Annotated in this window: 17 protein-coding genes; 5 read left to right on the top strand and 12 right to left on the bottom strand. The window is 35.5% G+C overall.

The window, feature by feature from the left end:
* Positions 1–51 precede the first annotated feature (51 nt).
* The 5 genes from H6W53_RS08745 to H6W53_RS08765 form a co-directional block, all read right to left on the bottom strand.
* On the bottom strand, positions 52–1,029 hold the full coding sequence (locus tag H6W53_RS08745) for an EamA family transporter (RefSeq protein WP_185206151.1): 978 nt from the start codon (positions 1,027–1,029) through the stop codon (positions 52–54).
* Between the two features lie 123 nt (positions 1,030–1,152).
* Positions 1,153–3,882: a T9SS-dependent M36 family metallopeptidase gene (locus H6W53_RS08750; protein WP_228457776.1), complete on the bottom strand. Its 2,730-nt coding sequence runs from the start codon at positions 3,880–3,882 to the stop codon at positions 1,153–1,155.
* Positions 3,883–3,979: 97 nt separating this feature from the next.
* Positions 3,980–5,776 (bottom strand): 30S ribosomal protein S1, encoded by a 1,797-nt coding sequence (gene rpsA, locus H6W53_RS08755; protein ID WP_087711103.1) that lies wholly within the window; start codon positions 5,774–5,776, stop codon positions 3,980–3,982.
* Positions 5,777–6,001: 225 nt separating this feature from the next.
* The gene (locus H6W53_RS08760; RefSeq protein WP_185206153.1) at positions 6,002–8,554 is read right to left on the bottom strand and encodes a DEAD/DEAH box helicase family protein; all 2,553 of its coding nucleotides are present in this window, start codon (positions 8,552–8,554) and stop codon (positions 6,002–6,004) included.
* 4 nt (positions 8,555–8,558) lie between these two features.
* Entirely contained in the window at positions 8,559–10,442 is a 1,884-nt protein-coding gene (locus H6W53_RS08765; RefSeq protein WP_185206155.1) for a site-specific DNA-methyltransferase, read from the bottom strand.
* A gap of 200 nt (positions 10,443–10,642) precedes the next feature.
* Between H6W53_RS08765 and H6W53_RS08770 the strand changes: the two genes are divergently transcribed.
* Positions 10,643–11,950, top strand: a complete 1,308-nt coding sequence (locus tag H6W53_RS08770) for a DEAD/DEAH box helicase (RefSeq protein WP_185206157.1) — start codon at positions 10,643–10,645, stop codon at positions 11,948–11,950.
* Positions 11,951–12,032: 82 nt separating this feature from the next.
* Here the strand turns inward: H6W53_RS08770 and H6W53_RS08775 are convergent, their stop codons facing one another.
* On the bottom strand, positions 12,033–12,926 hold the full coding sequence (locus tag H6W53_RS08775) for an SMP-30/gluconolactonase/LRE family protein (protein WP_076392558.1): 894 nt from the start codon (positions 12,924–12,926) through the stop codon (positions 12,033–12,035).
* Between the two features lie 261 nt (positions 12,927–13,187).
* Between H6W53_RS08775 and ccoG the strand changes: the two genes are divergently transcribed.
* Positions 13,188–14,630, top strand: a complete 1,443-nt coding sequence (ccoG, locus tag H6W53_RS08780; protein ID WP_185206159.1) for a cytochrome c oxidase accessory protein CcoG — start codon at positions 13,188–13,190, stop codon at positions 14,628–14,630.
* 71 nt (positions 14,631–14,701) lie between these two features.
* Here ccoG and H6W53_RS08785 read toward each other — a convergent pair whose 3' ends face one another.
* Positions 14,702–15,583: an AraC family transcriptional regulator gene (locus H6W53_RS08785; protein ID WP_185206161.1), complete on the bottom strand. Its 882-nt coding sequence runs from the start codon at positions 15,581–15,583 to the stop codon at positions 14,702–14,704.
* Between the two features lie 165 nt (positions 15,584–15,748).
* Between H6W53_RS08785 and H6W53_RS08790 the strand changes: the two genes are divergently transcribed.
* Positions 15,749–16,093 (top strand): MerR family transcriptional regulator, encoded by a 345-nt coding sequence (locus H6W53_RS08790; protein ID WP_076392608.1) that lies wholly within the window; start codon positions 15,749–15,751, stop codon positions 16,091–16,093.
* A gap of 130 nt (positions 16,094–16,223) precedes the next feature.
* The gene (locus tag H6W53_RS08795) at positions 16,224–17,522 is read left to right on the top strand and encodes a helix-hairpin-helix domain-containing protein (protein ID WP_185206163.1); all 1,299 of its coding nucleotides are present in this window, start codon (positions 16,224–16,226) and stop codon (positions 17,520–17,522) included.
* A 535-nt stretch (positions 17,523–18,057) separates the two neighbouring features.
* Here the strand turns inward: H6W53_RS08795 and rluF are convergent.
* The 5 genes from rluF to H6W53_RS08820 form a co-directional block, all read right to left on the bottom strand.
* The gene (gene rluF, locus H6W53_RS08800) at positions 18,058–18,780 is read right to left on the bottom strand and encodes a 23S rRNA pseudouridine(2604) synthase RluF (RefSeq protein WP_185206165.1); all 723 of its coding nucleotides are present in this window, start codon (positions 18,778–18,780) and stop codon (positions 18,058–18,060) included.
* Positions 18,781–18,821: 41 nt separating this feature from the next.
* On the bottom strand, positions 18,822–19,520 hold the full coding sequence (gene truB, locus H6W53_RS08805) for a tRNA pseudouridine(55) synthase TruB (protein WP_185206167.1): 699 nt from the start codon (positions 19,518–19,520) through the stop codon (positions 18,822–18,824).
* A 56-nt stretch (positions 19,521–19,576) separates the two neighbouring features.
* On the bottom strand, positions 19,577–20,395 hold the full coding sequence (locus H6W53_RS08810) for an undecaprenyl-diphosphate phosphatase (RefSeq protein WP_087708076.1): 819 nt from the start codon (positions 20,393–20,395) through the stop codon (positions 19,577–19,579).
* 89 nt (positions 20,396–20,484) lie between these two features.
* Positions 20,485–20,784 carry a DUF3098 domain-containing protein gene (locus tag H6W53_RS08815; protein WP_087708074.1) on the bottom strand — a complete coding sequence of 100 codons (300 nt, stop codon included), beginning with the start codon at positions 20,782–20,784 and terminating at the stop codon, positions 20,485–20,487.
* Between the two features lie 2 nt (positions 20,785–20,786).
* Entirely contained in the window at positions 20,787–21,686 is a 900-nt protein-coding gene (locus H6W53_RS08820) for a cell division protein FtsX (protein WP_087708071.1), read from the bottom strand.
* Positions 21,687–21,777: 91 nt separating this feature from the next.
* Here H6W53_RS08820 and rsmA point away from each other — a divergent pair, with 91 nt between their 5' ends.
* The gene (gene rsmA / locus H6W53_RS08825; protein ID WP_087708070.1) at positions 21,778–22,548 is read left to right on the top strand and encodes a 16S rRNA (adenine(1518)-N(6)/adenine(1519)-N(6))-dimethyltransferase RsmA; all 771 of its coding nucleotides are present in this window, start codon (positions 21,778–21,780) and stop codon (positions 22,546–22,548) included.
* The last annotated feature ends 23 nt before the right edge of the window (positions 22,549–22,571 follow it).

Raw genomic sequence — 22,571 nt, forward strand, 5'->3', positions numbered from 1 at the left:
TTAAAAAACCGTTCCAAAAGAAACGGTTTTCAAGTATTTATGATGATTTATTTAAGATATTTCGGCTAGTTGTTTGTCTTTTTTGGGAAGATTCATTAAAACAATTGCAAAAAGAATCAATATAATTCCCACCCACTGAATAAAAATAACTTTTTCTCCCAATAAAACAAATGCCATTGTTACGGAAACCGGCAATTCTAAAGAGGAAACGATACTTCCCAATCCGAGTCCAGCATTCGGAAATCCAACATTAAATAAAATCGGTGGAATTATGGTTCCGAAAAGTGATAAAATTAAACCATATTTCCATAAAATTGAATAATTAAAGGAATGAATATGCTCTGTATTGTCTGTAAAAGTAAGGTAAAAAGATTTTAATCCTTCGAAGTGCAACGGCCCGATCTGTGCAAAAAACAAGAATGCAAAAACAACAACTGATCCACCCAAAAGCATAATAATACTTTTTCTGAAAACAGGCAAATGTGTCGCTAATGTATTGGAAGTAAACATAGTAAGCGTATAGGAAGCTGCTGCCAATAATCCCCAGAAAATGCCTTTCCAATCCAAATCCAAGCTTTCGTTGATTAAATTGGTTGCTAAAATAGTTCCCGCCAAAACAATAATTACAGAAACAATTTTTCTTGCATTGGGTATTTTTTTTGTCAGAAAACTTTCCACCACTACACTGAACCAGACCGACTGCATCAGCAAAACAATCGCAATCGAAACATTAATATATTGTACGGCAATGTAATAAAACAAACTGGTGCAACCTAATGAAGTTCCAGCCAACATTAAGTTTATTACTTCTTTTGATGTTGGCGACGGTAATGCTTTTTTAGAGGTGATTGTCTGAATAAAATTTAAGACTAAAAGACCAACAATTCCCAATAAAAACTGTGATGTTGTAACTTCTGAAGTGGTGTACCCATCCTGATAAGCGAGTTTAACAAACGTTGCCAACATTCCGTATATACTGGCTCCAATCCCTACAAATAAAACTCCCTTTAATATATTTCTCTTCTGCATAATTCATTTTTTACAGCCTGCAAAGATATGGATATATTATTAAATTAATGAGATGGGATTAATGTAAAAAAGTTACGGCGCGAGCTTCGCTCGCGCCGTAACTAAAATTTATAAATGTTCAGATTATTTTTTAACAATAACTTTTGATGCCGCATCAATACCGATGCCTTTTACTTTCACCATATACGTTCCATTAATCAATTTGTCTGTCGAAATTGATTTCTTAGCATTCGGAGAAATTTTGTCTTCTGAAGAAACTAATTTTCCAGACATATCATAGATTTCAACACTTACTTTTCCTAACGTATTGCTTGGGAAATTAATGAAGAACTCATTCTTCGCAGGATTCGGATAAATTGAAATGTTATTTTTAACAACTTTTACTTCGTCTGTAGCTAACACACAGTCTGCAGGGACAGTGAAATCTTCTACCTGATCGTTGATATTGGTTTTCGAACCAGCAGCAGCATTTACTCCAAGGCCTCTTTTCGCAAAAGTTCTCCAGATCATACATCTGTCTGCTCCTCCTTTAGCCTGATCTGCCGCTATTATAGCATTTCTTCCATCAATAAATGTTGGATTACAAATTTGGAGTTTTAAAGCATCTGTAACTAACTGTAAAACTCTTGAGCTACCATTAGTGGTATTTGCCATTACATCAGAAGCGTAGCCATATTTAGCAACATACTGCCAATGAAGATCCCAAAGCATTGAAGCCCAAACAAATCCGATGGAATGAACATCAGGAACTATTTGTCCACTTGTATTGGTATACTCCATTCCATTCGTATCACCATAAGTATAATCATTTATAGTAAAGTCTGGAGAATATCTTGCCGGTCTAATACCTCCTCCTGAAATTCCTTGTCCTACAGCATATGTTCCGATACCTCTCGGTACCGAAGCGTTATCTCCAGCTTTATTTGTTAACATCAAAGCAAAGAAGTCTGACCACCCTTCACCCATCTGTTCTTTATCTAAAGAAGAATTCAAACATCCAGATCCAGTTCCGGTAAGTCTATTAGAAATTCCGTGACCATATTCATGAACAACTATTCCATTATCAAAACTTCCATCTGGCGTAATACTGCTGGCTGGATCATTTTTTAGAGTTACATTTACAGTTGTATTAGCTGAAAGCTGGCTTTTAATATATTCACCTTCTGTGTTTGAAATTAAAACGGATGGGATAGTAATCGTTGCATCAGTTCCAGACATATTACCAACAGTGTCACCATTTACTACGCTATTATAAAGAATCACAGCTGTCGCACCTGCATCTTGCGCATTTTTAACCTTAACAGTAAAACTACAAGTTCCTCTTTCTACTAAACCAATCTTACCTGTTAAAGATCCTGCAGGAATTGCTGTACAGCCATCTAAAACAGAGGATAACTGAACATTTCCTGTAACTCCGGTAGCATCTAAAGCATTTCCAAATAAAGCTGTGCCTGCAATTGGTTGACGAGGTACTGCTGAAGTTGGAGCGTTGTAATAAAATATTCTGTTCACAGTTGACCAAAGATACATTTGCATTCTTGGCTTATTTCCATCACTAGGACTTGCAAAGTTGGCATTATTTATCCCCCCACCATCTTGTGCTTCGGCCAGTACATAATCGTTACCAGAACCTCCTAAGCCAAAATTAGTATTCTGAAAGTTTCTTGCTGCAGGAGTAAAACCGAACATATAGAAAATATCGTGAATCTTATTATTAATATAAAATAAATTCGTTATCGCTGCATTTTGATTGTTAGACGGATCATCATTAATATTAAAAGCATAATTGAAATTTCTTAAAGTACCTCCATCAGGTGAATATCCGACTGCATTAGTTCCTGCTGTATCCTCATAAGCAAGCACATTGTTACCTCTGGTAATTGTATAACGAGTAGTACCATCATAATGCCATCCTTCCGGAGAAGCAGTTAAGATCCATGGATTACTTACAATTGATCTTGAACCAAATGTAGGAGCCTCTATAGGTAATGCAAAAACATTATAAGAAGCGTTATCAGGTGCTAAAAGTGAAAAACTATTTTTACTTTCTTCTTGCTTTATCGGTTCTGCTGCAATAGTTTCATTATGAACATGACTATAATCATGAGAATAGGCATCATTATGGAAATTACAAGATAGATTTAAATCTAGTTTGCTGATAATGTTTCCTGTGTTTGCATCCACTAAAATATCCCAATAGCTTGGAGAATTCGGTTCCGGAAAAGAAAACTGGTATGCTAATTTTAAAGCTCCATTATCTTGTGTATATACCAATCTCTGTTTTGCAGCCGGTGTATTATTTAAATCTGCATCATTATACCCTAAAATAGGATAATTCTGAATTTTTTCTTTCTGTAAATTTTCAGATATTTTTTGAAGCGCGGTTGTTTTTGAGATGGACGCAGTATTTGATACAGATGATGTATAATCTTTTAGAAATGTATCTGTATAATAAATTACCTTACTATCTCTTACCAAAACAGTACCTTCCGCATTGTAAACAGGAAGTCCGTTATAAGTCTGTTGGAATTTAATTACATTTCCATTCAATGACTTTGACTCATCTACATTATCAATCTTAAAATTCGCAAGATCTGATTTTTTATATTCTCTGATCTTATTTTGAGAAATATAATCCTTAATTAACTTCTCATTATCTTGTCCGAAAAGAACAGAAGGAAACATTGCAGAAACTACAAATAAAAGGGGTAAAGCTACTTTTTTCATATACACTAATAAAGCCGCTAATTTACATATAATTAACAATAAAACAATATTATATTTAAAATTATTTAAATAGATATGTAGTTTGATAACATTAAATAAATTCTCATTATTTTGTGAATAAATCAAATTTAAATTTTCGCATTATTAGAGGTATTATCGTCTATTATTCAAAAGCAAAAAAGCCACTCAAATGAGTGGCTTAATATTTAAAATGAATCAGGTATTATTTACCTTCTTCCATTTTTCTTTTTAATTCTGCTAATGCATCGATATCTCCAAGAGTAGATCTCTCTTCGTTTGAAGATGATGAAACATTATTAGATCTGTTGTTAGAGTTCTCTCTTACGTTTTTCTTCTCTTCGTCTCTGAAGATCCCTGTATGAGAAACTACTACTCTCTTGAATTCTTTGTTGAATTCAATTACTTTGAAATCAGCCTCTTCACCTTTCTTGATTTTAGATCCGTCTTCCTTCTCTAATAATCTTGATGGGCAGAATGCTTCAACTTCAGCATCTTCGAACTGTACAGAAGCACCTTTATCGTGTACTTCTACCGCTTTACCAGCGTGAATTGTTCCTTCAGCATATTTAGTTTCGAATGCATCCCAAGGGTTTTCTGTTAATTGTTTGTGACCTAGAGATAATCTTCTAGCCTGAATGTCTAGTTCAAGAACTACAACATCTAATTTATCACCAACTGCACAGAATTCAGATGGGTGCTTGATTTTCTTAGTCCAAGAAAGATCAGAAATGTAGATTAAACCGTCGATACCTTCTTCTAACTCTACGAATACACCAAAGTTAGTGAAGTTTCTTACAGTTCCTACGTGCTTAGATCCTACAGGATACTTAGCTTCGATATTTTCCCATGGATCTTTGCTTAATTGCTTGATACCTAAAGAAATTTTTCTGTCTTCTCTGTCTAAAGTAAGTACTTCAGCTTCTACCTCATCACCTACTTTTACGAAGTCTCCTGCAGATCTCAAGTGAGTAGACCAAGACATTTCAGAAACGTGGATTAATCCTTCTACTCCCGGAGCGATTTCTACGAATGCACCATAGTCAGCAAGAACTACAACTTTTCCTTTTACTTTATCTCCAACTTTTAAGTCAGCAGAAAGAGCATCCCAAGGATGAGCTTCTAATTGCTTCATACCTAACTGGATTCTTGTTTTCTCATCATCAAAATCAAGGATAACCACTTTTACAGTCTGTCCGTCCTCAAGGATTTCAGATGGGTGGTTCACTCTAGACCAAGAAAGGTCTGTAATGTGGATCAATCCATCTACACCTCCTAAGTCGATGAACACACCGTAAGAAGTAATATTCTTAACAGTACCTTCAAGAACCTGTCCTTTTTCTAACTGAGCGATGATTTCTTTTTTCTGACCTTCGATATCTGCTTCGATCAATGCTTTGTGAGATACTACTACGTTTTTGAACTCAGGGTTGATTTTCACAACTTTGAATTCCATAGTTTTTCCTACGAACTGATCGTAATCTTTAATTGGCTTAACGTCGATCTGAGAACCAGGTAAGAATGCTTCGATTCCGTGTACGTCAACGATCATACCTCCTTTAGTTCTAGACTTAACAAAACCGTTAACGATTTCACCTGTTTCGTGAAGTTCGTTTACTTTATCCCAAGCTTTAAGCGTTCTTGCTTTTCTGTGAGATAACTGTAACTGTCCTGTTTTGTCCTCTCTTCTGTCTACCATTACTTCTACCTCGTCTCCTACTTTAAGACCTTGGTTGTAACGGAATTCGTTAAGAGAAATAACACCTTCAGACTTGAAGTTGATGTCTACGATAGCTTCTTTATCAGTTAATCTTACCACTTTACCAATTAGAACGTCGTTATCGTCTAAGTTGTTTAAAGATCCGTTGTAGATTTCTTCTAAATCGCTTTTCTCTTTTCTAGCATCAGCATCAAGACCAGATTCGAAAGAATCCCAGTCAAATTGTTCAGGTGCTACGTTTTGATTTAATAATAATTCAGCTGAATTTGTCTCTTTTGACATAATTCTAATTAAATTTGTATTCCTTCTCTTTCAACGGTCTGAATAAATGTGAATTGAAAAATACGGAAGTAATTAATTTTTAGTTATTTACTCTTCAAACCTTTTCGCCACAAAAGTGGGTGCAAAGATATGAAATTTATTTGAAACAAACAATTATTTCAAAGGTCAAAAAATCCAACATAAACAACTGAAATTCAAACCATTTAATTTAATCAAAATAACTTTTTACTCCATTAAAGTCTTTTCTAAGGTTTCTTTAAACTCATTCTCATTGCTGTAATTGTAAAAAGGTACAGCGGTAATTAAATAATTGTCTGTATGAATCTTCACAGATTTCTGCTGATTTCCGATCTGTTTGAGAAAATCTTCCTTCCATTTATCATGTCCTGTTAAATGTTTTCCTTTTGGTTCTATAAATACCTGAAAAGTAAGTTCCTCTTCTTCACGGCGGGTGCAGAAAAGAATAAAATCCGGTTCAAAAGCCCGTCCCAATTGATCAAAAACTTTAATTTCCCTTTCATTCCGGATCAGGTGAATGTTCTGATATTTTTTATTGAGTCCTTCAAAACGTCTCGCAAACAGTTCAACAAACTTTTTTTCCTCTTCGGTTCCGTAATTGGCATTATAAGCATACCATGGTTCATCCAGAACAAGCTCTTCCTGCCCTTTTGCTCTTATGCTGTCTTTATTTACTCTGATTTCTTTATCCTTAAATACATCCTGAACAGGCCGTGCATAAAATTCCGAGCCTTCATATTCTGTAGAATTCTTTTTGATCTCTGTTTCGATGTCCTGCAATAAACCATTGAGCGCCTGAAGATAATCAAAATGAGAAATTTCATCTAGACGGTTTCTGCTTCCTGTAAAAGTGATTTCCAAACCTCCAAGATATTGCTCATTTTCAATAAATTCAAAAATGGAAACGAGATTGGGAAAATAATGAGAAAGACGATTAAAACAGTAAAACGGATTTCTGCTGAGCGCATATCTTACCACATGATTCTGTATTTCCGTAATCTTTATATCTTTTGATTTTATCTTTTCCTCACCGGATATTTCTTTTTCATTTTCTGAAAAGACATTAGAGATTTTTCCGAAGCCCGAAGAAAGCTGATAACGGTAATTTGTTTTCTTCACTCCCAAATCTGCAAAAGATTTAATATTATCAAAATTTTTCGGTACTTTTTTATTGGAAAAAACGACTCCTTTCTGATATAATTTCGAAGTTTTAAATAGAGGCTTCAGCTTTAACTGTTTTGTTTCGAGATGGGCTTCATCCTCATAAATTCCGGATTCTACCAGTGCTTTTTTTAGTTCGGAAATATAGCGGCTGTCTTCTTTTGTATGGTAATAAAGTTCTTCCAGAATTTTAAGATCATTTGAAATGTCATCATCGTATTTTCTGGTGAACTTGTCTTCACCTTCATTCAGTGCAAAAGGATAATATCTCGCACCGCGACCGATCAACTGCGCTTCCGAAAGTGTGGTTTTACCGGGATTTCCGTCTTTTCCGTCACGGTCTTCATACAAACGTACAATATCAAATAAATTTAAAACATCCCATCCTTCATTCAGCTTCTGAACGGCAAATATGGCACGGATCGGGTTATTTTCATCTTCGAGTGTATTCAGAAGGATCTGGTTTTTCTCCGCTTCCGAATCATTGTTTGCACTCAGACAGTTTTCTTCCCGAAAACTGGATTTTACTCTCTGTGCAATATCATTTTCCGAGATATTTCTTAACTCAAAAAACTGAAAAGCTTTCTGTATAACCGAGACGGACGAAGTTTTCCTGATGCTGGTTACCATCGTTTCAGAAAATTCATCGATGAGCTTGTGGAAATTTTCTTTGTTCTGTTCAGATTCTTTAATTGTTTTTTTCGCTTTGAAAAGTATCACCGGCTTTATATTAATACCATGTTTTGCAGCCAGTTCCTGACGGTAAAGATTGAGAATCAGTGCCTGAATAATCCTTTCTTTTTCATTGTACATTGAGCGCACAAGATTAATTTCTTTGGAAAATTTATCTTTTCTGAACTGTGCAAGATCATATTTGTAAAGAACCTTATCCCTGTATTTATTCATAATTTCCCGGCTTTCATAATCCAGAGTTGCCGTAAATTCGAGCAGAATATTTTCATAATTCTGATTCAGGATCTGCAAAACGGTTTCTTCCCAACTTCCAAAAAGATTTCCGCTTTTGGTTCCGCTGTTGAGATGATGGGCTTCATCAGCAATCAGAACAATCTTTTTATCTTTAAAATCTTCATACGTAACGCTGTTTTCTCTGGTATTATTTAAATCCGTATGAAGCTGTTGGATCGTCGTAAATTTAATATTGATATTTTCCTGATCCGATTCATCAAAATTGTCAATCTCTTTCAGTAAAACCTCTTTTCCATTGATGATAATTTTATCTGTGAATAAATATTTGGAAGTCTGTGAATTAAGAAAATTATCTTTCGTTTTCTGAATGATGTTATTGCTGTTCACGAAAAACAGAAAATTACGGTAGCCTTTTTCAAATAGATGAAGTATAAGACCCGCCATCACCATCGTTTTTCCGCTTCCGGTTGCCATATTGTACAGCAGATGAATCGGTTTGCTGGGTTTTCCTTCAAAATTCTCCTGTTCAATATACAGATGCCGCCTGAATGCCTCTTCCTGATACGGACGAACTTTAAATTTTAAATTGTCTGTTATTTCGTTGGGAATAACAACCTGCGATAAAGACTTTTTTGCAATAGGATTATTGAAGATCTCGTGTAAAAATTCCATGGCTTTAGTTTTTAATTTTATAGAAATCTTGAGTCACTATTTTCTCCTCTTCAGTACATTTGAAATTTTCATCATTCAAAGAAGAAAGATTAACGTAGAGCTGGTTTTTATCCAACAGTTCGCAAAGATGCTGTTTCTGTTCTTTCAGGCTTAATGCTTTAAAATCATCGATGTGCTGCTCCTGCTTTTTGAGATCCACATTATAATTAAGAAAGGATCTGGATTTCATTTCTTCCCAAATCTGAAGAAGTTCTGCTGTGTCTTCCGCAGCTTCTATTTTTTCAATAAAAATCTGGTTGTATTTTTTTAATTCAAGATAAATGAAGGAACCGCCGCCTTGCCAGTTGACGGATTTGGAAATGCCGCCCTGTTCTCCTTCAATAACTTTTTTCAAACGTTCTTTAGCAACCGTTTCTATATAATCCATCTGCTCGATTCCGATATATTGACGGTTCATTTTATGAGCTGTTGATGTTGTTGTTCCGCTACCTAGATGATAATCGAGAACGATATCTTTTTCTTGTGTTACAAGTTCAATAATTCTTTTAATAAATCCTTCAGGTTTAGGATTAGAAAAAATTTGATTATTGAATAATTTTTTTAAATGTTGAGTTCCATTAGTAGTAGTTTCAATATCATCCCAAATTGTTTTTGCAACCTTCCCTCTTTCCATAGCTTCAGATAAAAAGCGTTTTCTTTGAGGTCCAGCATTTCCATCTACTCCAAAAACAATCTTTTTATCAGCTAACAATTCTTGAAATTTGGCAAAATCATTCTTCCAGCTACATCCTGCATTAGGCTTATAGATAACTCCTGTATTGGGATTTTTTATTTCATATTGTTGGTTAGGTCGCCAACCTCCAACTTGAAACGGATCAGCTTTCCATACTCCTCTCGGATCATTATCTGGATTTGAAAAACCTACTCCATTTTCTTTTAATCTAAACTCCATTCGATTCTTTACATAATAATTCTTGTTTTTAAAATAAACTAAAGTATGAGTATGGGAATTAGATATAATTGCTGTATTCGTAACAGATTTTGTAGAGTTCCATATAATATCAGATAAAAAATTTTCAACATCAAAAACTTCATCACACATAACTTTTGCATAATGAGCTTCTCTATCATCTAAGCTGATGAAAATTACCCCATCATTTCTTAACAATTCCTTTGCTATTGTTAATCTGTTCCTCATAAAAGTCAGCCAGGTAGAATGATTGAATCTATCATTATATTTAAATCCGTCATTCCCCGTATTGTAAGGCGGATCAATATAAATCAGCTTTACTTTACCGGCAAATTCTTTTTTCAGGGAATGAAGTGCTAAAAGATTATTTCCTTTGATAATCAGATTATCCGTAATGGTTCCGTTTTCATTGCGATTGAATTCATCAAAATTATTTTCACCGTTTTGGTCAATTCTTTTGGCGTTGGTTAAGACTTTGGGATCGAACAATTCGGTAATTTCGTCCTGCGCCAATGTTTCATTGAAAAAGATTTCTTCCCTTTTATCCTCTTCCCTGCTTTGTCCGCCTTCCAGAACACAATCCTTAAAAGGCCAAACTAAGGACACTTCATTCAGCTGCTTTAGGTATTGATTTCCAATGGTGAGTCCCACTTTGTTTTTAAACTGGGTGTAGCTGTCGTTAAGATAATTTTTCTGCTCCAGAAACTGGATAAACAGACTTTGCTTAAAGACCAGAACATCTTTTACCTTAATGAAAAAACTTTCCTTCAGATCCGAATCTTGCAGAAGCAGTTCAATTAATTCTTCATCCAGATTCTGCGCTTTGCTGAGAACGACCCATTTTTTAACTTCTCCGTTGTCGGAAACGTAATTAGGCTCCTTTTTAATTTGATTTTCAAGAGTTTGATAGAGTTTCATGTTGATTAATTTATTGAGCCAAATTTATCATCTCCTTAAGCTTCCACATTACGGATTTCCGTAATTCCAATAAGTTTGAAATATCATTTTAAGCTTCTGAATTTTCTCCAAATCTTTTATTATTAAGAAAAATATCCTAAAATATCAAACCATCATCAAACAGCAATATTCTTCATCCGCGAAATAACTATCTTTGCACCATGGAATTAGAATCTATCTACGAAAAACTGCAGATTCAGGACATGAATCAGATGCAGAAATCTACATACAAAGCAACAGAAAACAATCAGGATGTTGTTCTGCTCTCTCCTACCGGTTCGGGGAAAACACTGGCTTTTTTGTTTCCTGTACTGCGAAATTTAAAGAAAAACTGTTCTGGAATTCAGGCTCTTATTCTGGTTCCGGTGCGAGAACTGGCTTTACAGATCGAGCAGGTTTTTAAAGCGATGGGAACCGATTTTAAAGTTTCCGTGTGTTATGGCGGTCACGACAAAAAAATTGAGGTAAACAACCTGATTGAAGCTCCGGCTGTATTAATCGGAACACCGGGAAGAGTGGTTTATCATTTGAGAAATAATAATTTTGATCCGAAAACCATCCAAACGCTGGTTCTGGACGAGTTTGATAAGGCTCTTGAGCTTGGTTTTCATGATGATATGGAGTTTATTTCCAATTCATTAAAAGGACTGTCTCAGAGAATTTTAACTTCCGCAACGGCAATGGACAAAATTCCTGCTTTTACAGGATTAAAAGATGAAAAGATTATTGATTTTTTAAAGCTGAGCGAAGCAAAACCCGACATTCAGTTTAAAAAAGTAATGACTACGCCGGAAGAAAAACTGGACACGTTATTTAATTTAATCTGTAAAATCGGGAACAAAAGAACTTTAATTTTCTGCAATCACAGAGAAGCGGTTGACCGGATTTCCGAGCTTCTCCGCCAAAAAGGAATCGACAGAGAAACCTTCCACGGAGGAATGGAACAGGATGAAAGAGAACGCGCCCTGCTGAAATTCAGAAACGATTCTGCAAGAATTTTAATCACTACCGATCTGGCTGCAAGAGGTTTAGATGTTCCGGAAGTAGAATCGATCGTACATTATCAGTTACCGCCGAAAGAGGATGCTTTTATCCACAGAAACGGACGTACAGCAAGAATGAACGCGAAAGGTTTTGCCTATCTTATTATGACGGAAGATGAAAATTTCCCTTTCATTAAAAGCAATACGCCGGAAGACAGCGTTGCCGGATTTACCAAAGTTCCGGAAAAAACGCCTTTTCAGACAGTATACATCAGTGCCGGAAAAAAAGACAAAGTGAATAAAGTGGATATTGTTGGTTATCTGCTGAAAAAAGGAGAACTCCAGAAAGAAGATGTCGGCTTGATCGAAGTAAAAGACACAACTTCTTATGTTGCTGTATCGAGAAATAAAGTGAATGCGCTGCTGAAAAAACTTGCCAATGAAAAACTAAAGGGCAAGAAAGTGAAAATGGAAGTGGCGTATTAAGATTGAGGTTAAGGCTAAGGTTTAGATAAGCGTTATGTTTTAATCTCAGCCTTAATCTTAACCTCAACCTCAACCTTAAAATTTATCTCACTCCTCTTACCCGTGTCGGTAAAGTATAAACAGATTTTGAAGCGGTGATGAACAGAACTTCGTTATTTTTCCCTCCGAAAGTCACGTTGGAAGTCCAGTCTTCTTCGATGGGAATATGATAAATCTTCTTTCCTTCTCTGTTGAATACATGAACTCCCTTTCCTGTCAAATAAAGATTTCCGTGCTTGTCTAAAGTCATTCCGTCGGAACCCATTTCGCAGAAAAGTTTTTTCTCGGATAATTTTCCTTCGCCCAAAATATCATAAACATACGTTTTTCCGGCATCAATATCCGAAACATACAGTTTTCTGAATTTTTCGCTTCCTACCACTCCATTCGGCTGTGTAAAGGTTTCAAGTTTGGAAATCTGTCCGTCTTTATTTCTGTAGTATAAACTTTTGTGCGGAGTTTCCTGCTTAAAATTCACCCAGTAATCTCTTACATACAGAGGATCGGTAAAATACATTCCGCCAAACTCGTCATTCCAGACATCATTCGGTCCGTTCAGTCTTTTGCCTTCAAAACCTTTCAGCAGAACCTGTACTTTTTTATCTTTTGAAATTTTCCAGATTTCGCCCTGATCATCGGAACAGGTGATTAAATTATCGTCTTTATCGAAATGCGTTCCGTTCGCTCTTCCTGTTTTATTCATGAACTCGATCACTTTATTGGTTTTCCAGTCCCAATAATAAATCTTATCATTCGGCTGATCCGTGAAGTACACGTTTCCTTCTTTATCCGAGGAAGGACCTTCGGTAAAACTGAATTGATCCGAAACTTTCTCGGGCTTTACATCTTCATAAAACATTTTAGTGGTATTTACTGATTGACAGCTATATACTGCTAAAATCAAACCAAGCGAGCCGGTTTTTAAAATATTTTTCATTCCGCACAATTTAAAGTCAGCAATTTACGATATGCAGAACAAGATTCAAAGCTTATTTTCTCTTTTTGATCAAATAAAAATAAAACCTAAAATGTCCGAATTGTACTATTTCAGAAGCAGATCATATTAGTTTCGGAAACAATTATTGCAGAGCTTTGCATCAGTGAAAAACACTACAGGATTCAAGTAAAAAATATTTGAAATGAGCATTTAACAGGTTTTAAATGTTTCTCACCCGAATTTTCAGATAATACCGAAACGATGAACACACAGAACAGCAATTTTCAGGCTCCGGAACTTTATGAGGAAAGCTTCCGGAATTCCGTAGGAACAATGGACGAAACCGGAAAAAGAAAATGGGTCTATCCGAGAAAACCCAAAGGAAAATTTACCAACTACAGAGATTATGTAACTTATTTGCTTTTAGCGATATTTTTCACTTTACCTTTTGTGAAAATCAACCACAATCCTTTTCTTTTATTGAATGTTATCGACAGGAAATTTTTTATTTTCGGACAGCCGTTTTATCTACAGGATTTTTTCATTTTAGCACTTGGAGCCGTTACTTCTGTTATTTTTGTGATGCTTTTCACCGTTGTTTTCGGAAGGATTTTCTGTGGCTGGCTTTGTCCGCAGACCATTTTTATGGAAGGGGTTTTCCGGAAAATAGAATACTGGATCGAGGGCGACCGTAATAAACAGATGAAGCTCGACCGACAGGAATGGAACAGCGAAAAAATAAGAAAAAGACTCACCAAATGGTCTGTTTACGCCGTTCTTTCTGTGGTGATTACGAATTTCATGTTCATGTATATTGTCGGTTATGAAGAAGTTTTCAGAATCATTACCGAAGATCCCGCAGAAAATCCGCTGAAGTTTCTTGCGATGATCTGTTTCACTTCTGCTTTCTATTTTGTTTTTTCATGGCTGAGAGAGCAGGTTTGTACTTTGGTTTGTCCGTACGGAAGATTACAGGGCGTTTTAATCGACAAACAGACCATCAACGTTTATTATGATTTTAAAAGAGGTGAAAACCGCTCCAAATGGAAAAAAGACGAAGACCGAAAAGCCGTCGGAAAAGGAGATTGTATAGACTGTAATCAATGTGTTGTTGTCTGTCCTACAGGAATTGACATCCGAAACGGACAGCAGCTGGAATGCGTAAACTGCACCGCATGTATTGATGCGTGTGACGAAATTATGGTAAAAGTAGGTCTTCCGAAAGGACTGATCCGTTATGCCACAGAAGCAGAAATTGAAAATCAGGAGAAATTCAAATTTACCGGAAGAATGAAGGCAACAACGGTAATTTTAACTTTACTGATCGGGTTTTTAGGATTTCTGATGTACGACAGAGGTTCCATGGAAGCGAAATTCATAAAACCGGCAGGATCAACATTTTTCATTAAAAACGGAAAAATTACGAATACTTTTATTTATACGCTTTTAAACAAATCCAACGAAAAGAAAACACTCACAATAAAAGTCTTGAATCCTAAGAATGCGGAAATTAATTTCTTCGGCAATGAAAAAATCATCTTGAAAGGAGATCAGATCTTAAAAGGAAATATCAACATTTCTTTCCCTGAAAAAGAGATCCGGTTCTCTAAGCAGAATATGACGATCGGCGTGTTTGATGAAAAGGGAAATCTGGTAGATTCTTTCGAAACGATATTTGAAGGACCTTTTCAATTGGTATTGTAGGTATTGAGTTTGAGTGTTTGAGTGTTTTAGAGAGAAGTTTGTTGGAGTTAATTTCATACCATCAACAAAAATTAAGCTTTATATTTTTTAATAAATTGCGTGGGAGTCATGCCGGAAGTTTTACGGAAGACTCTCACGAAATAGGAATATTCTTCGAAACCAAGACGGAACGCAATTTCCGTAAGGCTTTCATCGAGATACATAAGCATTCTTTTGGCTTCCAGAATTATCCTTTCTGTAATAACGTCAGTCGCTGTTTTCTGAACGATAGTTCTGGTAATTCTGTTTAAATGTTTGGATGAAATTTCCAGCAGAGAAGCATAAAAGGCAACGGATTTTTCTTTTGCAAAATGCTCTTCAATAAGATTTTCAAACTGTTGATAGTGTTTAAAATAAGAAATGTTAACCTCAGAATTTTCTTTTCCCAGCTCTTTTGAAAAAGACCGTGTTGCCTGAATGAAAATTTGTGACATCAGTGAAAGGATAAAACCATTTTTCATCACGTTTTGAAGCAGATATTCTTTTTCCAGTGCTGCAAAAAGGGGATTATTTTCCCTTAGTTCCGTTGCAGTAAGCTGTAATTTTCTTGGGAAATTAACCGATCCGAAAAAGGGAAAACTTCTAAGCTTCTGATTGACGTAATGCATTTCGTAAAAATCCTGTGAGCAGAAAAAAATATATCCGTCAATATCCTCAGAAAGTTCCCAACTGTGGATCTGTCCCGGAGACATAAAAAATAAGCTTCCCGCCGAAACGTCATATTTCTGAAAGTCGATTTCATGCGTTCCGCTTCCTTTTGTAAAGAGAATTGTGGCATAAAAATCATGACGGTGCGGTTTTTCAATATGTCTGTGTCCCAAAACCAGATGCTCTTTCATTCGGTTAAAATAAAAATCCGAAGTGTTTTTACCCGGCTGAAAAAGATTGATATGCAGAACAGAAATAGAATTCACTTTTTTATAGGTTTTTCATCATCAAAAATAACAAAAAGAATTACATTTCCTCATCTTAAAATTCACATTGAACCCTGATTTACAAAGCGGAGAATGAACTTTTTGCCCTCTTAATTTGCTGTGGGATTTAAAAAATTTTTATCTTTGACCATTACGATTCTAAAAATGAAGATAAATTTACCTGATAAACTGTATTATTCAATAGGAGAAGTAGCGAAAGCTTTTGATGTAAATACTTCATTAATACGTTATTGGGAACAGGAATTCCCTATCATTAAGCCTAAAAAGAACAAAAAAGGCAACCGGTATTTCACTCCGGAAGACATCAAAAATCTTCAGATCATTTATCATCTCGTAAAAGAAAAAGGCTACACTCTGGACGGTGCTAAAATCGCATTAACCACCAACAGCAAGATCTCCGAAACCATCACCATCATCGACAGGCTGGAATTTGTAAAGGCTGAATTGCTGAAACTGAAGGAGTCTTTGGCGGAGAGGGATGAAGAATAATTGAAATCTTTCATTCATAATTTTATTTCAATTCATTTTTTAAAGCCGAATAACAGAATTTATATTCTAAAATAATCCAATTGCAATTCCCTCATTGCGAATGCTTAATAAATTAATTAAGTTTACAGCGATGAAAAAAAACGACTACCGGAGATTGGCATTGATGGGAATATTGCTGATCATTTTATTTGCCTTCCAGAAATATACAAGTAAGGAAAAGGAAGAATTTCCCGATGTTCAGTTTATTACACAACCTTCCGTTTCTCTCAGCTTTACTGAGTTTGATCCCAATGAACTGGATGAAAAGCAATGGCAGAATTTAGGTTTCACAGAAAAACAAACGGCAACGATTTTAAACTATAAGAAAGTAGTCGGAGGAAAATTTGTATCAAAGGAACAACTAAGAAAATGCTTTGCTATTTCTGAGGAAAAATTTTCTGAGCTGAACCACTATATTTTACTTCCGGAAACCAGTAAAGAAGCAAAATCAGATGCATTCAAAAGTTTTGAAAAAAAATCAATAACGGTTAGAGGGAAATTTAACCCCGATCTTTATTCAGCAGCCGACTGGACTAAAATGGGCTTTAGTGAAAAGCAGGCAGAAGCCATTTTAAAATACAAAAGTTATCTGGGCGGAAGTTTTGTGAGCAAGGAAAAATTCAGGGAGTGCTTTATCATCAGTGAAGAGAATTTTCAGAAAATCGATCCTTATCTTATTCTGCCGGAGAAAACACCGGAAAATTACAGAGCTGCTAAAAATTTCAATGTCGATAAAAAGAAAATTCAATATCATTCTTTCGATCCGAATGCATTGGATTTTGAAGGATGGAAATCTTTTGGCTTTTCAGACAAACAGGCACAAATTATTATCAATTACCGTGACAGGAATTTAAAAGGAAGTTTTAAAAGTCTGGAAGACATTCAGAAATGTTTCGTTATTTCTTCTGAGAAGTTTGAGGAAATGAAACCGTTCATTAAATTGAATACAGAAACAATTGTGGTGAGTAAAAATGACAAATCTGAAACTAAGCAGCAAGAAAAAACGGATTTCACCAAGGTAGATTTAAACGCAATAACCTACAAACAGCTTATAGAATTTGGATTTGACGGAAAAGCAGCCGGTTCGATGATCGGTTTTCGAAATAAATTGGGTGGATTCGTGAATAAAGAACAGATTCTTTCTACTTACAATATTGATCCGGAACTGACGAAAAAATTACTTTCAACCGCACCCCTTACAACTTCGAATGTTCAGAAATATACGTTGCATGAAGCTCCGGAAGAATGGCTGAAAAATCATCCCTATTTTAAATATTCTGCAGAAAAAATTATTTTTTACCGAATCTCCGAAAAAGATGAAAAGAAAATCTGGAAGATGCTGAAACTGAAACCAGAGTATGAAGTGCGGATGAAATGGTATTTGAAGTAGGATGCAATTTTTACATTTTTATTGAACCGCAAAAGAAGCAGAACATTAAAATATTGTATTTAAAATTAACAACATAAATCAACTTAAATTTATTAATTAAATCTGCCTAATCCGCTCAATCTGCGCGAGATAAAATAAAACTTTTTGAGATTCTTCCTCTGTCAGAATGACAATGCAGCGTTAATTTTTTTGTCAAAATATTTTTTTAACAATCCTTCATTGTTTTAAGTATTATAGGAAGTATTCGCAATGTCACCTGAGCTTGTCGAAGGGTTCTAAACGTTTTACTCTTCGCTGTTCTTTCAAGTTATTTGCTTAGATCCTTTCAGGATGACAAAAAGCTGTAAATACTTTTGAGAAAGTAAAAACAATTTTAAATTGGAAAAAAATCTGCGCAATCTGTAAAATCTGCGGGAGATAAAAAAACTTTTTGAGATTATTCTCTCGTCAGAATAACAAAAATACTGTATATGAATATGATAAAAGTCTAAGGTATACAAAAAAGAGATGTCCAATCCGGCATCTCTGTTATTTTTTAATCGTATGTTTTACTGGAACCTTCAACCAGTTTTTGTAAAGCAGAAAGTTCTTCCTCCGTAAGATCTCTCCACTTTCCGATGGGAAGATCGAGTTTGATATTTAAAACCCTGATCCGTTTCAGTTTCTTTACTTCGTAGCCTAAATATTCGCACATTCTTCGGATCTGTCGGTTCAGACCTTGTGTAAGGACGATACGGAAATTCATTTCATCAATTTTTTCGACCTCGCATTTTTTAGTGACGGTATCTAAAATCGGAACTCCGTTTCGCATTTTATCCAGAAATTTGGGCGTAATCGGTTTATCAACTCGTACAATATATTCTTTTCCGTGGTTGTTTCGGGATCTTAGAATTTTATTTACAATATCGCCATCGCTGGTTAAAAGAATCAATCCTTCGCTAGGTTTATCCAGTCTTCCGATCGGAAAAATTCTTTTGGGATGATTAATATAATCGATGATATTATTTTTCTCACGTTTTGTATCAGTGGTACAAACGATTCCTACAGGTTTATTAAAGGCAATATAAACATGGTTTTCTTCCGGCTCACGGATTGGTTTTCCGTCTACTTTAATCACGTCTTCATCGGAAACTTTTGTTCCCATTTTCGGAACTTTACCGTTAATGGTGATTCTTCCTTCCTCCAAAAGTTTGTCTGCTGCTCTTCTCGAGCAGTATCCTACTTCTGATAAATATTTGTTAATTCTTGTTTTTTCCATACTATTTTCAGACTGCATTCATCAATAAAAGCAATTTCTTTTTATGATTCGTTAAATCTAAAATCATTTTCCAAAAAGTCGGACGTTGCATCTTCTATTTTGTATTCTCCGATTTTTGTCCTTCTCAATTGCGTTAAATACGCTCCCACACCCAACTCCTGTCCGATATCATGAGCTAAACTGCGAATGTAAGTCCCTTTCGAGCAACCCACCGTGAAACTTACGAGAGGAAGATCAATCTTTACATTATCAATATAAAAAATTGTGGTTTTACGAGATTTCATTTCCACCTCCTCTCCTGCTCTTGCAAGATCATACGCTCTTTTTCCTTCAATTTTTATTGCCGAAAAAACAGGCGGAGTCTGATCTATTTCTCCGACAAATTTTTCCAATGCCGTTTTTATCTGCTCTTCTGTAATTTCCGAAATATCCTGATGCAGAATTTCTGGTTTTTCAGTATCGTATGATTCTGTCTGAACGCCGATTTTTATTTCGGTCCAGTATTCTTTTGGGGCATCCTGAATTTCAGGAATTTTTTTGGTGAATTTACCACAGCAGACAATCAATAATCCCGTTGCACGCGGATCTAAAGTTCCTGCATGACCAATTTTGAATTTCTTAGGTAAATCAAACTCTCTTTTGAGTTTGTATTTCATTTTATTGACCGCCTGAAAAGAAGTCCAGTCCAAGGGTTTGTCTAATAAAAATATATGTCCAGATTGTAGATCTTCAGCGGTCATGAATATGAGTAATGAGTAATTGGTAATGAGTAATTTTTATATTTTTTTAGCTTAAATTATTTAAAGAAATAAAAATAAATCAGCAAGGCAATTCCTACGAAAATACGATACCATCCCCAAGGTTTGAAACCATATTTATTCAAAACTCCGATGAATGCTTTGATGGCGATTAATGCAACGATAAATGCAACAACATTTCCTACGATGAAAATCATGATGTGATCCTGAGATTCCATAATCATTTCATAACCTTTCTGCGGATTAGGTGTTTCTTTGCCCCATGTTTTTACAAAAACCGAATATACCGTTACCGCCAACATGGTAGGAACCGCCAAAAAGAATGAAAATTCTGCCGCTGCTTTTCTTGTCAATCCCTGTGTCATACCTCCGATAATGGAAGCTGCACTTCTGCTCGTTCCCGGCATCATTGCAAGACACTGCCAAAAACCAATCGTTACCGCTTTTTTAATGGTAATGCCTTTTTCATCATCGATTTTTGGATTTTTGAACCATGTATCGGCAAACAGTAAAACAACACCTCCAAGAACCAGAACTGAAGAAATAGCGATCTGATTTCCTAAAACCGCTTCAATTTTATCATCAAATAAATACCCTAAAACCAAAGCCGGAACCACTGCAAAAGCCAGTTTAAAGTAAAACTGCAAATTTTTCAGATCAAAAAACTTTTTCCAGTATGCCACAACCACAGAAAGGATTGCCCCAAACTGTATGGAAACCTGAAACATTTTTAAAAATTCGGTTTCTTCAAGTCCCAGCAAATTTGCCGTAAAGCCCATATGTGCAGTTGACGAAATGGGCAGATACTCTGTTAAGCCTTCAATGATCGCAATAATAATTGCTTTGATTAAATCCATAATTTATCCAAAATTAAAAGATTAAGAAACCAAGAGATTTAGACTGATCTAAATTTCCGAATTTCTTAATCTTCAAATAAAATTTATTTCTACTTTCTTTTTAAAATCGCGTAAACTTCGATTCCGAAACCAATCACCACAAATAATGGTGCAATCCTGATTCTTCGGATAGAAAAAATATCTTCATTCCATGAGTTCGGATCGTATTTTCCGTCTACGGTATTGGCATCGGCTCCCATCATCAGAAGAAACCCTACCACGATGAATGCCAAGCCGATCAACATCCATTTAAAGTTTTCTTTTCCGAAGTAAAAAGTGTTCTCCTTTGGAACTTCGGTTGTTTCTTTCCCGAAATTATCTGCGGAAAATTTATTTGTTTTTTTGCTCATTTTTAAGAGTAATATAGGTCGTCAACGTTTGATCTTAAGAATCTCCAGGTAGCTACAATCGTACTTAAAACCGTAATAAAAATTCCTACTCCGAATACCAGCAGAACCAGCCAGAAGTATTGGTTGTTGTCCTGTACAAAGGCAGATCCGATCTGGCTTGTAAAGTAATACCATGCTCCGAAAAGAACCAGAAGTCCGATTGCAGAACCAATTGCCCCTAAAACTACCGCTTCGATGATGAAAGGTTTCAGGATGAATCTTCTCTTCGCTCCTACAAGCTGCATGGTTTTAATAATAAATCTCTTGGAGAATATTTTCAGACGGATGGAATTGTTAATTAATACAACCGCCAGAATTAAAAACAGGATGGAAAATCCTAAAATCCATTTCAGAATTCTGCTCAGGTTATTGTAAACATCCACCATCAGAGTACTGTCGTTCTTTACATCGATAATTCCCGGAACAGCCTTAATGGCTTTAATGGCTTCATCGATCTTTGCCGGATCTACATATTCCGGTTTTAGGGCAATTTCTACAGATGAAGGGAAAATATTTTCTTCGAAAAGCGCATCCGTATCAATTCCCATTGCTTTTTTAGCTTCTTTGGAAGCCATTTCTCTGGTAATATACGTTGCTTTCTTTACCGGAGCCAGTGTCTGAATTTCTTTGAAAACCTCAGCTTCCATTTTCGCAATTTTTACAGAATCCTTTGCATCATAGTTTTCATCAAAGTAAGCATTTACCACAAGTTGCTCCTTGATATAATCGGAATATTTCTGGGCATTGATTAAAATAAGTCCCATTAATCCCAACAAAAATAACACTAAGGCAATACTTATTACTACTGTAATATTGCTAGACCTAAGCCTTTTCTTATTAAATTCATCTACAGATTTAGCCATTAATATTAAAATTTTTGGCTAAAATAGAAAAAATCTTCCGAAATTTGGGAACGAAAAAGAGAAAATCACTGTTAATAAAATCATAAAAACATTGAGTGTAAAAGCAAAAAAGCATCTTGGTCAGCACTTTCTGACGGATGAAAACATCGCAAGAAAAATCGTAGAAAGTCTGAGTTTTGAGGGCTACAATAAGGTAATGGAAGTGGGTCCCGGAATGGGAGTTCTCACCAAATATCTGCTGGAAAAAGAACAGCAGATTTACCTTGCAGAAATTGATAAAGAATCCATAGAATATTTAAAGGAAAACTATTCTAAAGTAACCGAAGAAACTTTTGTGGGAGATTTTCTGAAGCAGGATTTTCAGTTTACCAACGGAGAGCAGATTGCCATCATCGGAAATTTTCCTTACAACATTTCTTCCCAGATCTTGTTCCAGATTATCGATCATTATGAGCTGATCCCGGAAATGGTGGGAATGTTTCAGAAAGAAGTAGCGGAGAGAACAGCCGCCGTTCCAAGAACTAAAGACTACGGAATTCTCTCTGTCCTGATTCAGGCTTATTATGATACTTCGTATTTATTTACCGTTCATGAAAACGTCTTCAATCCGCCGCCAAAAGTAAAATCCGGTGTTATCAGAATCACCAGGAATCCTAAAGAAGGTTTGGCAGGAAATGAGGTATTGTTTAAACAAATCGTAAAGGCAGGTTTTAACCAGAGAAGAAAAAAGCTGTCGAATGCCTTAAAAATTTTAAATATTCCGGAAGCTTTAAAAACCCATGAATTTATGGATAAAAGAGCAGAAGAACTTAGCGTGGCAGATTTCATCTCATTTACACAGCTCTGGAAAGAAAGTGTTTAGTAAAAAAGTTAAGAAGAGCTATA

The sequence above is a fragment of the Chryseobacterium sp. C3 genome (assembly GCF_014218905.1).
Taxonomy (GTDB): Bacteria; Bacteroidota; Bacteroidia; order Flavobacteriales; family Weeksellaceae; genus Chryseobacterium; species Chryseobacterium mucoviscidosis.

Bases quoted from the DNA above. Each gene is read 5' to 3' on its own strand.
- H6W53_RS08745 (WP_185206151.1), bottom strand. From the start codon at position 1,029: ATGCAGAAGAGAAATATATTAAAGGGAGTTTTATTTGTAGGGATTGGA.
- rpsA (WP_087711103.1), bottom strand. From the start codon at position 5,776: ATGTCAAAAGAGACAAATTCAGCTGAATTATTATTAAATCAAAACGTA.
- H6W53_RS08760 (WP_185206153.1), bottom strand. From the start codon at position 8,554: ATGGAATTTTTACACGAGATCTTCAATAATCCTATTGCAAAAAAGTCT.
- H6W53_RS08765 (WP_185206155.1), bottom strand. From the start codon at position 10,442: ATGAAACTCTATCAAACTCTTGAAAATCAAATTAAAAAGGAGCCTAAT.
- H6W53_RS08770 (WP_185206157.1), top strand. From the start codon at position 10,643: ATGGAATTAGAATCTATCTACGAAAAACTGCAGATTCAGGACATGAAT.
- H6W53_RS08775 (WP_076392558.1), bottom strand. From the start codon at position 12,926: ATGAAAAATATTTTAAAAACCGGCTCGCTTGGTTTGATTTTAGCAGTA.
- ccoG (WP_185206159.1), top strand. From the start codon at position 13,188: ATGAACACACAGAACAGCAATTTTCAGGCTCCGGAACTTTATGAGGAA.
- H6W53_RS08790 (WP_076392608.1), top strand. From the start codon at position 15,749: ATGAAGATAAATTTACCTGATAAACTGTATTATTCAATAGGAGAAGTA.
- H6W53_RS08795 (WP_185206163.1), top strand. From the start codon at position 16,224: ATGAAAAAAAACGACTACCGGAGATTGGCATTGATGGGAATATTGCTG.
- rluF (WP_185206165.1), bottom strand. From the start codon at position 18,780: ATGGAAAAAACAAGAATTAACAAATATTTATCAGAAGTAGGATACTGC.
- truB (WP_185206167.1), bottom strand. From the start codon at position 19,520: ATGACCGCTGAAGATCTACAATCTGGACATATATTTTTATTAGACAAA.
- H6W53_RS08810 (WP_087708076.1), bottom strand. From the start codon at position 20,395: ATGGATTTAATCAAAGCAATTATTATTGCGATCATTGAAGGCTTAACA.
- H6W53_RS08815 (WP_087708074.1), bottom strand. From the start codon at position 20,784: ATGAGCAAAAAAACAAATAAATTTTCCGCAGATAATTTCGGGAAAGAA.
- H6W53_RS08820 (WP_087708071.1), bottom strand. From the start codon at position 21,686: ATGGCTAAATCTGTAGATGAATTTAATAAGAAAAGGCTTAGGTCTAGC.